Below are 12,486 nucleotides of genomic sequence, written 5' to 3' on the forward strand. Positions count from 1 at the left end.
CGTTGACTAGCATTCGCCTGTGACCAGCTCACCGGACGAAGCCTCTCCCGACGACCGCGCACCCATCGTGACCGGCCGGACCGAGGGCTTACTGACCCGTCGAGCCGGTCTCGTCTCGGCCGTTGCCGGTGTGATCGCGGTGATCGCCGCGGTCCTCACCCCGTTTCTTCCGGTGTCGACGTCCACGGCGACCATCACCTGGCCGCAAGGTCAGCAGCTGAACGCGGAGAATCCCGCGATCACCGCGTCGCTGGTCTCCCAGAGTCCACAGTCGCTCGACATCACGATTCCCTGCCAGGTGCTGCGCACCCTGCCGACGGACACGACCACCACGGTCCTGTCGACGATGCCCGCCCGGGCGAAGGACGTCCGCAGCAGCGCACTGTTCGTGACCGCGGACGCCGGCACGGTGTCGGTGGTGTCCCGCGGTAGCGCGATCGTGTCCGCCCCGCGCAGCGACATCGGCACCCCCCGATGCGAGAGCCTGCACATCTTCTCCGACGCGGATGCGACGGGCGCGCGATTCGTCGGTCTCGGCCCCGCGACGACGATCGACCCGCACGACCGGCCGCAGGTCTCCGGGATCTTCACCGACCTGAGCACCCCGACGGTCACCGCCGCCGCGAGCGGTGAACGCGGCCTCGCGGTCCGCATCACCGTCGACGACCGTTTCGATTCCAGCCCGTCGCCCATCAAATGGGTGGTGATGATCGTCGGCGTGCTGGCTGCGATCGTCGCACTGATCGGGCTGTATCTCCTCGACCGGAAGTACGGCTATCACCGACGCGTGGGCCGCCTCGACCTGATGCGACTGTTGCGTCCGCGTCCCACCGACATCGCGGTCACCGCGATTCTGCTGATCTGGCATTTCCTCGGCGCGGGTTCGCCCGACGACGGCTACATCCTCAACATGGGCCGCAATGCCGAGAGTGCGGGCTATCTCTCGAATTACTACCGGTTCGCGGGCATCCCCGAGGCGCCCTTCGACTGGTATTACGACTTCCTCGCGCACTGGTCGGCGGTTTCCACCGCGGGCATCTGGATGCGGATTCCGTCGCTGCTCGTCGGCCTGGTCAGCTGGTTCCTGCTGAGCCGGATCCTGCTGCCGCGACTGGGCCGCGCGGTGCGCACCTCCCAGTGGGCCATGGTCACCGCCGCCGCCGTCTTCCTCGCGTTCTGGCTGCCGATGTGCTCGGGTCTGCGCAGCGAGGGCATCGTCGTGCTCGGCACCCTGCTCACCTGGTGGGCCGTGGAGCAGACCGTCGCGACCCGGCGGATGCTGCCCGCGGCGGCAGCGGCCTTCACCGCCACGCTCACCCTGGCCACCGCCCCGCACGGACTGATCGCGATGGCGCTGCTGTTCACCGGCGCCCGTCCGATGTTGCGCATCCTGATCCGCCGACGCCGCGAATCCGGGTTGCTCTCCCTGCTCGCGCCGCTGATGGCGGCGCCCGCGGTCGTCCTGATCATCGTGTTCCGCGACCAGACCCTGGCCAATGTGTACGAGGCGATCACCGCCCGCTACACGATCGGCCCGACGCTGGCCTGGTATCAGGAACTCCTGCGCTACTACTTCCTCGCCGTCACCACCCGCGACGGTTCGCTGGTGCGCCGCGTCCCGGTCCTGCTCCTCGGGGTCACCGTCTTCGTGATGCTGGCGATCATGTTGCGTCGCAAGCGGATCAGTGGCATCGCCAGCGGACCGGTGTGGCGGGTGCTCGGTGCCGTGCTGGTGACCATCCTGGCGATGTCGTTCACGCCCACCAAGTGGACCATCCAGTTCGGCGTGTACGCCGGGCTCGCCGCCGCACTGTCGGCGGTCGCCTGTGTGGCCATCGCGCAGGCCGCGCGGCGCACCACCCGGAATCTCTCGATCCTCATCGCCGGACTCCTCGTCGCCTGCGCGGCGGCCGCGGCGGGCAAGAACGCGTGGCCGTGGCCGTACGACTTCGGCATCCCGTGGTTCGACAAGGCCCCGGTGGTCGCCGGAGTTCAGGTCTCGACGATGTTCCTGGTGCTCGCGGTCATCGCACTGGTCGTCGCGCTCTGGCAGCACCTGCGCCTCGACTATGTCGCCGAGACGGGTCTCGCCCACGAGGGTCAGCAGCCGCCGAATCGCTGGCGACTCGCGGTGGCATCGTCGCCGATCGCGGTCATCGCGGTGGTGATCGTGGTGTCCCAGCTGGCCGCCTTCGGCAAGGCGGCCGTCGCACGGTCGGACACCTACACGGTCTTCGCCGCCAACGCCCGCGCGCTCACCGGAAATGCCTGCGGCATGGCCGATCGCGTGCTGGTCGAGCCGGACGCCAACAAGGGCATGCTGACGCCGGCCGAGGGCGGTGACTCGCCGCGCTCGCAGGCCCGCGCGCTCGAAGGACAGTCGCGCGGATTCACCCCGCAGGGTGTCGCCGACGATCTGATGCCGGAGGCCGGGTCGATGAAGCCGGGCACCATGAACACCTCGGCCGACCTGTCGAAGACCTTCATCGTCACCGGCGGGAACCCGGGTACCACCGGTGGCCGCGGGGAGACCGGTGTCAACGGCAGCGCCGCCGCGTTGCCGTTCGGACTGAATCCGGCCACGACCCCGGTCATGGGCAGCTCCGGTGCCCCCGACGGGCAGGGCTCGCTCACCACCGGCTGGTACACGCTGCCGCAACGCGATGCGGCGCCGTTGATCGTCATCTCCGCGGCCGGTGCGATCGCCTCGGTCGACCCCGACGGTGTCGGCACCTTCGGGCAGTCGCTGCAGGTGGAATTCGCCTCGAAGGGCGCCCCCGTGGGCCGCCCGGTGACGCCGATCGACGCCGACCGCGGCAACCGTCCGTGGCGCAACCTGCGCATCCCGATGGGCTGGGTGCCGCCGAACGCGGACTCGATGCGGATCGTCGCGCGCGACAACAACCTCGACGCGAATCAGTGGCTGGCCATCACGCCTCCCCGGGCGCCCGCGCTGAAGACCCTGGAGAACGTCGTCGGCACCAGGTCGCCGGTGCTGGTGGACTTCGCGGTCGGCGCGGCGTTCCCGTGCCAGCAGCCGATGCACGCCACACACGGGATCAACCAGATCCCGCAGTGGCGCATCCTGCCGGAGCCGACCGTCGCCAATTCGCAGTCGAAGACCTGGATGGCGACCAAGAACGGCGGCCTGCTCACCACGGCGGATGCCCTGACCACCCCGAGCACCATGGCGACATACCTGGAGAACGACTGGTATCGCGACTGGGGCAGCCTGCAGAAGCTGAACCCGCTGGTGCCCGACGCGGTTCCGGCCTCGGTGTCATCGGGCACCGAGAACCGTTGGGGCTGGCAGTATCCCGGACCGATGCGAGTGGTGGCACAGGATGAGTGACCCGCAGAAGGACATCCCGGCCGACGATCGGGTGACGAACAGTGATGACGCCGAAAGGACCCAGGTGAACGACACCAGCGCCGGTGACCCGGACACCTCGGTGGCGACGACCGATGGTGCGGGCACCGATCAGCAGCGACGTCAGCGCATCATCGGCGTGGCACGGATCGTCGCGGTGGTCGCGGGTGCGATCGGTATTCTGCTCGCGCTCGCCAGCCCCTTCCTGCCGGTGGACTACACCAAGGCGGATCTGAACTGGCCGCAGCAGAATTCGGTCGGCAGCGTCGCCGCGCCGAACGTCTCCTTCGCCCCGGTCTCGATGGATGTCACGGTGCCCTGTTCGCTGGGGGCCTCGCTGCCGGCACGCGGCGGCGTGATCGTGTCGACGGTGCCCGCGTCGGGCGCCGAGGCGGGCCGCGTCGGATTGTTCGTGCGGGCCACCGCCGACACCCTCCAGGTCGATCAGCGCAACGTGGTGCTGCTGAGCACCCCGCGCGCGCAGGCCGAGTCGAATCCGAACTGCCGCATCGTGATCCACGCCGACGGCACCGGAAGCACCGGCCGCATCGAGAACGTCGCCGACCGTGACGGTGCGCAGCACTCGTTCGACATCCGGGATCCGAATGCCCGTCCGCAGATCGTCGGCGTCTATTCGGAACTGCCGGAATCGGCGCCCACCGAAGGACTTTCGTTCCGGTCGACGATCGACACGCGTTTCGTGTCCACCCCGACGCCCCTGAAGTTCTGGCTGATGGTCATCGGTATCGCCGCGACCATCGCGTCGCTGCTGGCGCTCGCCGTCCTCGACGCGCAGGACGGACGCGGCCATCATCGGCTGTTCCCCGCCGGCTGGTTCCGGCCGCGCTGGGTCGACGCGTTCGTCACGGCCGTCCTGCTGATCTGGCTGTTCGTCGGCGGCAACACGGCCGACGACGGGTATCAGGTCACCGTAGGCCGGATCGCCCAGGACGCCGGCTATCTGGACAATTACTACCGCTATTTCGGTGCGCCACAGGATCCCTTCGGCTGGCACTATCACTATCTGTCGCTGTGGATGGAGGTCAGCACGGCCACACCCTGGTTGAGGCTGCTGCCGTTCTTCGCGGCGATGGCGGGCTGGTGGCTGATCAGCCGCGCCGCGCTGCCGCGACTCGGGCGCGGCGTCGCGTCCTCGTCGTCGGCGGTGTGGGCCGCCGCGCTGGTGTTCCTGGCCGTCTGGCTGCCCTTCAACAACGGTCTGCGGGTCGAACCGATGATCGCGGTGGGTGCGCTGCTGGCGTGGGTCTGCGTGGAACGCGCCATCGCCACCGGCCGGTTCTTCCCCCTCACCATCGGGATCCTGGTCGCCGCGTTCACGCTGACGATCCACCCCACCGGCATCATCGCGGCCATCCCGCTCATCGCGGGCATCCGTCCGCTGCTCAAACGCCTGATGATCCGGAAGCGGCGGGATGGTCTGTGGCCCTTGCTGATCCCGATCATCGCGTCGGGGCTGGCCGTGCTCTACGAGATCTTCGCCGACCAGACACTCGCGGCCATCCTGGAGGCGGTGAGCGTCAACTCGGCCGTCGGTCCCACCAACAAGTGGTGGGAAGAGGGCATGCGCTACTACATGATGATGAATCCGACGGCGGACGGCAGTATCGCCCGTCGTTTCGGAATCCTCATCACCTTCGCCTGCCTGATCGTGGTCGTCGTGATGCTGCTGCATCGTCGCAGGCTGCCCGGCATCGCCACGGCACCGACGTGGCGGCTGGTCGCGATGGTCGGCGGCACCGTGGTGCTGCTGGCCTTCCAGCCGACCAAGTGGACACATCAGCTCGGCGTGTACGCCTGTATCGCGGGTGCGCTGGCGGCGGTCGCGGCCACCTGCGTGGACCCCGCCGTGATGAAACGTCGCCGCAATCGCACGCTGTTCGCCGCGGCGTGCACCTACGTCCTGGCGATCGCGTTCACCGGCCGCAATCAGTGGTGGTACGTCGGCAGCTACGGAATCCCGTGGCGCGACGCGGTTCCCGAGATCAAGGGCATTCCGGTCTATGCGGTGATCCTGGCGGTCGCGATCGGGCTCACCCTCCTCGGACTCTGGCAGCATTTCCGGGACGACTACACGTCGGAGACCGCACGCGCCGGTGACCGCACCGGTGCGCGGTGGCGCATCTCGGTCCTGCGCAGCCCGACGATCGCGATCGTGTCCGTCATCGTCCTGCTCTTCACGCTGGTGTCCTTCGCGAAAGCGGACTGGACACAACGGCATTCGTGGTCGTGGCTGAGCTCGAACGTCCATGCCCTGCAGGGCAGGCCGTGCGCGCTCGCCGATGCGGTGCTCGTGGAATCCGATCCCACGAAGGGGCTGCTGTCCGCGGCACCGGTCGGCGGCCAACGACCCGGCGATCCGGGCCGGACACTGGCCGGCACGGGGATGACCGGATTCGATCCCAACGGGGTGGCGTCGGATCTGTCCGAGGACGACGGAACCGATTCCGAGGACGAATCCAGTACGGCCAGTACCGAAGTGGACCGGACGAGTTCGGATCCGACACGACAGGATTCCACGCAGAAGGAGGACGGATCGTCGACGGGCGACACCACCGCCTCCAGCGACACCGCGGGCGGCACCGCCGGGGTGGCCGGAGTCAACGGGTCGAAGGTGAAGTTGCCGTTCGGGCTCTCCCCGCAACGTACCCCCGTACTCGGCACCTATGGGTCCCCGAACGGCCTGGGCAAGCTCACCTCCGACTGGTATCAGTTGCCCGCACGCTCCGCCGACAAGCCGCTGATCTCGCTGTCGGTGGCCGGACAGGTCGAGTACGTCGACGACCTGGCGGTCACCCGGAAGGGACAGATCGTGCGCCTGCAGTTCGGCCGGATCGGCCCGGACGGCAAGGTTTCTCCCGCCGGGATCATGACGCCGATGGACATCGGTGGTGCCCCGCAGTGGCGTAACCTCCGGTTCCCGCTCGACCGTGCCCCACAGGGGGCCACCGTGGTGCGGGTCGTCGCCGAGGACACCTCCGCGCAACCGGATCAGTGGCTGGCGGTGACACCGCCGCGGATGTCGGAACTGGTGACCCTGAACTCGCTGGTGGGTTCGGAGGCCCCGGTGATGATCGACTGGGAGGCCGCGCTGGCGTTCCCGTGCCAGCGGCCCGCCCAGGTGCGCAACGGCGTCCTCGAGACGCCGGAGTGGCGTATCTCGCCGGACCGTGAGGGCGAACGGGTCAACTCGCAGCGATGGATGGCCGGTGACGCGGGCGGTCCGCTGGGCATCGTCGAGAACCAGATGCGGCCGACGGTCTACCCGTCGTATCTGCGCAACGACTGGGCCAAGGACTGGGGCATGCTGCAGCGCCTCCGGCCGCTGGTCCCGCAGCGTCCCGCGGAACTGGACATCACCACCGACACCCACAACGGGCTCTGGACGCCGGGGCCCATCCGCTCCATCGGCAACTGAGTGTCCCCGGTGCTGCGGATCGGCCGTGCGGACCTGAATGATCCTGTGCTGCAGTCATTTCTGCAGGATCATCTGACCGACATCGCGCCGACCGCGCCGCCGGAGAGCCAGCATGCGATGGGCGTCGACGAGCTGAGGACGTCGAGCACGTTCCGTTTGTGGACGGCCCACCTCGACGAGGTGCTCGTGGGTACCGCGGGCCTGGGCGTCCTCGATGCCGGGGCGCGTCACGAGGAGCTGAAGACCGTTCGGACGTCGCCGCAGCACCGTGGGCAGGGGATCGCGCGGGCACTTGTCCGCGAGCTGCTCGACGATGCTCGCCACCGCGGGGTCGCACGGGTCTCGCTGGAGACCGGGTCGATGGCGTTCTTCGCTCCCGCGCACGCCCTGTACCGGTCGCTGGGCTTCGTCGAATGCGAGGCGTTCGGCGACTACCCGGCCGACGATCCGAACAGCATGTTCCTGACGCGGCAGCTGTCGCTTGACCCGACACGCCGTGGCCCGGGGAGCTGATTCCGCAGGCCAGCGGCCAACATTTCACGACATCGAAGAAAATCTTTGCCGAAATCTACCCATGGGCGATGTTTGCCCCTATTGTTAGAGGGCCGAACGAATGGGTACACACCTGTGCCTGCTCGTCGGGAAGTGCTTCCGAAAACCGAGAGGAAATCATGAAGCAAGTGATTCGACGTTCTGCTGGTGTGACCGCTGCGATCGCAGTGGCCGCATTTGTCGCGGTTGGCTGCAGCGACGACAACAACGACGACGCATCGAACGCCTCGGCGTCCGTGTCGGCCGGTGTTGACGCCGCCACCTCCAAGGCCGGCGAGGGAGCCGACGCGGCCAAGTCCGCCGGTGCGTCCGCCACCGATTCGGTCAAGGGTGCCGGAGACAAGGTCGAGGTGACCGCGGCCGACGGCAGCAAGGTTGAGCTGACCGGCCCGATCGCCGCCAAGTATCAGGCTGCCACGGAAAAGCAGAAGACCGACCTCGGTGCGCCGCTGACCGGCGACGATGCCAAGGGCAAGAGTGACAGCGGTGTCGTGTTCCAGCAGTTCGACGGCGGCGTCATCACCGCCAAGAACGACGAAGAGGGCACCCCGGCGTACATCACCTGGGGCAAGATCCGCGACGCGTGGAACGTCAAGCGCGACGACTCGGGTAAGCCCGCCGCCGACGGCAAGGGTGGCTCCAACGGCCCGCTCGGCGCTGCGACCAGCGACGAGACCGACAACGCCGGCGTGAAGGAATCGACCTTCGAGAACGGCAAGATCACCTGGGACGCCAAGGGTGACAAGGTCGAGGTCACCGTGAAGGATCAGGTCGTTCCGGCCGAGTGATTCTGCTCGTCTGATCAACCTCGGAAATGCCCCATCCCGAACCGGGATGGGGCATTTCGGCATTCTTGGCTATATTCACGCGCACATTGTTGGATTGTTGCGTGCGGATATGGGGTGATTCCCCGGAAGTCCGGTACACACGTTCTGCGGACCGAAAACCGCCCGTCAGCGCGGTGCCGAGCGCGCCAAGTGAACCGCCGCTCGGCGGTGGGCGGCCTCCTGGTGGCAGGCCGTATCGAGATCACACGCCGCTTGCGGGCTTGCCTTCGAGCGCGCTCCAAGGCATAGCGTCATCGGCATGAGCACCGAACAACTGATGGCGAAGGCCCTCGCGGCCCTGGGGGAACGGGACGGACCACTGTCGGTGGAGGTGATCCACCAGCTGGTGGACACCGCGCAGATCGACGGCGCGCTGACCGTGCAGGAGGCGGCGGACACGCTCGGCGTCTCCGCCCACACGCTCCGGTACTACGAGAGGATCGGCCTCGTCGACGTGGCCCGCGACTCGGCGGGCAACCGCACCTACGACGCGGCCACCATGCGCCGACTGGTGTTCCTGACGCGAATGCGCTTGTCCGGTATGGCGATCCGCGATCTCCAGCACTACGTCGAGCTGGTGGATCAGGGTGACGGGACCGTCGGCGAACGTCTGGATCTCCTCCTCGAACATCGTGACACCATCCGGAGGCAGATCGCCGAGCTCACCTTGTCGCTGGCCGCAACCGAATACAAGATCGCCACCTACGGAGGGCACACCGCACCATGACCTCACCGCTGCAGACCGCACCCCGCCGACGCATCGGCGACCTCGACGTCGCACCTGTCGGATTGGGTTGCATGGGAATGAGTTTCGCGTATGGCCCGGCAGACGGGACGGAGGCGTTGGCGACACTGAACGCCGCCCTCGACGCCGGCGTGAATCTGCTCGATACCGCCGACATGTACGGCCGGGGCGACAACGAGCGCCTGCTGTCCAGGGTGCTGGCCGACCGGCGCGACGAGATCGTGCTGGCCACCAAGTTCGGGATTCTCACCGACCCCGACACCGGGTACCCGACCGGCGACATCGACGGGTCACCCGAGTACGTGCGCCGGGCCGTCGACGCGTCGTTACGGCGCCTGGGAGTCGACGTCATCGACCTCTACTATCTGCACCGCATCGATCCGTCACGGCCGATCGAGGAGACCGTCGGTGCGATGGCCGAGTTGGTCGCCGAGGGCAAGGTGCGTGCGCTCGGACTGTCCGAGGCGAGCGCGGAGACCCTGCGCCGGGCCGCCGCCGTGCATCCGATCGCCGCACTCCAGTCCGAGTGGTCGCTGTTCAGTCGCGACATCGAGGACGCGTCCGTCCCGGCGGCCCGCGAGGTCGGCGCGACCGTCGTCGCCTACAGCCCGCTCGGTCGCGGCATGCTGACCGACACGCCGAACAGCCTGGCGGACAATGACTTCCGACGCACTCTGCCGCGATGGCAGGGCGAGAACATGGCCGCGAACCTCGCCCTGGTGGAGGAGGTGGAGTCGATCGCGCGGGACGTGGGTGCGACGGTCGGGCAGGTGGCGCTGGCGTGGCTGCTGGCGCGCGGCGACGACGTCGTGCCGATCCCGGGGACCAAGAGGCGCACCTACCTCGTCGAGAACATCAGCGCCGTGGACGTCACGCTCACCGACGACCAGCTGGCCCGTCTCTCCCGGTTGCGTCCCAGTGGGGATCGCTACCCGGACATGTCCTGGGTGGCCGGGGCGTCGCGCTAGTCGCGGGTCGCAGTCCCGGCCATCGGGACCCCAGAACTGGAATCCGTTTCATAACGGTGCGGTTCGTGGCATTGTCGAGCCCGTGATTCTCGACAAATTCCGGATGGATGACCGGGTGGCCGTGGTGACCGGTGCGGGCCGTGGGCTGGGTGCGGCGATCGCCGTGGCATTCGCCCAGGCGGGTGCCGACGTGGTGATCTCGTCGCGAAGCGCCGACGAACTCGAACAGGTCGCGGCACAGGTCACCGACGCCGGACGGCGTGCGCAGGTGGTCGTCGCCGATCTGAGCGACGAGGAGGCCGCCGCACATCTCGCGCAGGTGGCTGTCGACGAATTTGGTCGCCTGGACACCGTCGTCAACAATGTCGGCGGCGCCATGCCGCGGCCCCTGCTGGACACCAAGCCCAAACACCTGCGGCAGGCCTTCGACTTCAACGTCGCCAACGCGCACGCGCTGGTCCTCGCAGCGGTGCCGCATATGCTCGCCACCGCGGGCGACGGCGGCTCGATCATCAATATCAGCTCGGCCGTCGGCCGGCTGCCGGGCCGCGCGTACGGCGCCTATGGAACCGCGAAAGCCGCACTGGCGCACTACACCCGGCTCGCGGCGATGGATCTGAACCCGCGAATCCGGGTCAACGGCATCGCGCCGGGCGCGATCCTCACCTCGTCGCTGGACGTCGTCGCCGCCGACGAGAACATGCGGGCCGCGGTGGAAGCCGCGACACCGTTGCACCGGCTGGGTGATCCCGACGACATCGCCGCTGCCGCACTGTATCTGGCTTCGCCCGCCGGTGCGTATCTCACCGGGAAGATCCTCGAGGTCGACGGCGGCATCATCGTGCCCAATCTGGATCTGCCGATTCCGGATCTGTGACATCCGGTCCGACTCGTCCGTATTAGCGTGCCCGTGCTCGTGACCGGGTCGTCGGTGCGCGAACGTCGGTAAAGTCGATGGCGTGGACCATCTGCTCGACTACTGGTGGCTCATCTTCCCGATCGGAGGCGTCGTCGGCGGATGGGCGGCACGGGTCGCGGCCTACAACGAGAAGCGCCGCCGCGACAAGATCGAGCTCGCGCGCGTGAAGGCAGCCGCGAAGACTGAGCAACTACGGATCACCCAGACCTCCAAGTCCGCCATCGCGAAGACCCTGGCCCGCCACGACGACGTCGACAAACGCTGGTTCGATTACGAGCTCGATCTCGCGACGCTCATCGAGTACCCGATGATGACCGATCTGCGGGAACCGCTGACCCTCGCCTTCCACAGTGCGAAGATCCACGCCGACGACCTGCGGCCGACCGACACCGACGATCTGCTCGATCCGGCGGTCTTCGAGGGGTACCGGCAGGCCGTCGCCGCCTACGTGGCCGCCTTCGATGCCGCCGAGCGCGAGGCGCGACGCAGGCGGCAGTCGGATTTCTCGCCGATCGAGCGCGAACGTCTCGAGCGGGCGCGCAGGCTGGTCGCGATCGCCGCCGACGGTGGGGCCACCCCCGCGGAACGTCAGGCCGCGTACCGCAAGGTCCGCGATGAGCTGGACGGACTCATCGTGGTTCCGCCCGCGGCCGCACAACAACTCGAACGGCGCGTCGCCGGCGAGTTGGAGGCCGGCTCCGATGCGGACGGCCAGTTCTGACCTCCTGATCCCGCTCACCGGAAGGCTTCCTGTCCGGAATACGTGGAACGTGGTGCGGATCACTGGTACGGTTGCAGAATCAATTTCAGAAATACCCATTGTCGGATAACCGACTGCTTCCGACGGAGGTGCCATGACCGTCCTCGACTGTGACGTCGACCTGCCCGCCCTCTCGCCATCGTCGATGGTGGGCCGGATGACCCTGATACTCGACGCGTTCGACAAGCGGACCGCGCGGCTGAATCTGGAGGAGATCTCCGCCCGGACGAACCTGCCGCGGTCGACCACGCATCGTATCCTCGAGCAGCTCGTCGGACTGGAATGGCTCGAGCACACCCCGCCCGGATACCGGCTCGGCCGTCGCGCGCTGGGGCTGGGCGGTCAGGACGGCACCCACGGTGCGATCCGCGAAGCCGCCGCCGACTATCTACTCGACCTGCATCTGCGCACCGGGATGGTGGTCCATCTGGCCGCGCTCGACGGCTCCGAAGAGGTCTACCTCGACAAACTCGGCGGACGTTTCGCGATGTCGCTGGAATCCCGGATCGGCAGGCGGCAGCCGCTGCACAGGACGACCGGCGGACGCGCCATGCTGGCGTGGCTGACGCCGGAGGACGTGGACCTCTCGGTGCGCGAGCACGTCGGTTCCGAACCCGGCCCGGACGGGTGGGATCTCACGTCGCTCTACGCCGAGCTGCATCGTGTGCGTCGTCGGCACGGACTGTCGTTCGATCGCGGTGACCTCGCCCACCGGATATCCGGACGGTCGCTGCCGAGCGTCGCCGCGGCGATCCGTGGACCATTCGGTCCCGTGGCCGCGATCTGCCTGTGCGGACAGCCGCAGGGGCCGTCGCTGGAGCGGGTCGCGCCGCTGGTCGTCGATGCGACACGACGGATCTCGGCGGCTCTGTTCGCCGGCTCCCGCGAGTCCGGGGCGGTGGGCTGACC

At 68.1% G+C, this 12,486-nt stretch carries 9 protein-coding genes; all 9 read left to right on the forward strand.

Annotated elements, in window-relative coordinates; genetic code table 11:
* The first annotated feature begins 67 nt into the window (after positions 1-67).
* The 9 genes from AC4JJG_RS12685 to AC4JJG_RS12725 all read left to right on the forward strand — a co-directional run bounded on the left by AC4JJG_RS12685 (position 68) and on the right by AC4JJG_RS12725 (position 12,484).
* A complete protein-coding gene (locus AC4JJG_RS12685) occupies positions 68-3,352 on the forward strand; it encodes an arabinosyltransferase domain-containing protein (RefSeq protein WP_495401683.1) in 3,285 nt (1,094 codons plus the stop codon).
* On the forward strand, positions 3,345-6,806 hold the full coding sequence (locus tag AC4JJG_RS12690; RefSeq protein WP_495401512.1) for an arabinosyltransferase domain-containing protein: 3,462 nt from the start codon (positions 3,345-3,347) through the stop codon (positions 6,804-6,806). The genes AC4JJG_RS12685 and AC4JJG_RS12690 overlap by 8 nt, the downstream gene beginning before the upstream one ends.
* Before the next feature lie 45 nt (positions 6,807-6,851).
* Positions 6,852-7,319 (forward strand): GNAT family N-acetyltransferase, encoded by a 468-nt coding sequence (locus AC4JJG_RS12695; protein WP_495401511.1) that lies wholly within the window; start codon positions 6,852-6,854, stop codon positions 7,317-7,319.
* Positions 7,320-7,477: 158 nt separating this feature from the next.
* The gene (locus AC4JJG_RS12700; RefSeq protein WP_495401510.1) at positions 7,478-8,146 is read left to right on the forward strand and encodes an LGFP repeat-containing protein; all 669 of its coding nucleotides are present in this window, start codon (positions 7,478-7,480) and stop codon (positions 8,144-8,146) included.
* Between the two features lie 298 nt (positions 8,147-8,444).
* Complete coding sequence (locus AC4JJG_RS12705) at positions 8,445-8,912, forward strand: MerR family transcriptional regulator (protein WP_495401509.1); 468 nt, start codon at positions 8,445-8,447, stop codon at positions 8,910-8,912.
* Positions 8,909-9,898: an aldo/keto reductase gene (locus AC4JJG_RS12710; RefSeq protein WP_495401508.1), complete on the forward strand. Its 990-nt coding sequence runs from the start codon at positions 8,909-8,911 to the stop codon at positions 9,896-9,898. The genes AC4JJG_RS12705 and AC4JJG_RS12710 overlap by 4 nt, the downstream gene beginning before the upstream one ends.
* 82 nt (positions 9,899-9,980) lie before the next feature.
* Positions 9,981-10,775, forward strand: coding sequence for an SDR family oxidoreductase (locus AC4JJG_RS12715; RefSeq protein ID WP_495401507.1), 795 nt, complete (start codon positions 9,981-9,983; stop codon positions 10,773-10,775).
* An 82-nt stretch (positions 10,776-10,857) separates the two neighbouring features.
* On the forward strand, positions 10,858-11,538 hold the full coding sequence (locus AC4JJG_RS12720; protein ID WP_495401506.1) for a hypothetical protein: 681 nt from the start codon (positions 10,858-10,860) through the stop codon (positions 11,536-11,538).
* Positions 11,539-11,671: 133 nt separating this feature from the next.
* On the forward strand, positions 11,672-12,484 hold the full coding sequence (locus tag AC4JJG_RS12725; RefSeq protein ID WP_495401505.1) for an IclR family transcriptional regulator: 813 nt from the start codon (positions 11,672-11,674) through the stop codon (positions 12,482-12,484).
* Positions 12,485-12,486 lie beyond the last annotated feature (2 nt).

Source organism: Gordonia sp. B8661-1, assembly GCF_059427765.1.

Excerpts from the sequence above, each read along its gene's own strand:
- AC4JJG_RS12700 (WP_495401510.1), top strand. The coding sequence starts at position 7,478 with ATGAAGCAAGTGATTCGACGTTCTGCTGGTGTGACCGCTGCGATCGCA.
- AC4JJG_RS12690 (WP_495401512.1), top strand. The coding sequence starts at position 3,345 with ATGAGTGACCCGCAGAAGGACATCCCGGCCGACGATCGGGTGACGAAC.
- AC4JJG_RS12725 (WP_495401505.1), top strand. The coding sequence starts at position 11,672 with ATGACCGTCCTCGACTGTGACGTCGACCTGCCCGCCCTCTCGCCATCG.
- AC4JJG_RS12705 (WP_495401509.1), top strand. The coding sequence starts at position 8,445 with ATGAGCACCGAACAACTGATGGCGAAGGCCCTCGCGGCCCTGGGGGAA.
- AC4JJG_RS12710 (WP_495401508.1), top strand. The coding sequence starts at position 8,909 with ATGACCTCACCGCTGCAGACCGCACCCCGCCGACGCATCGGCGACCTC.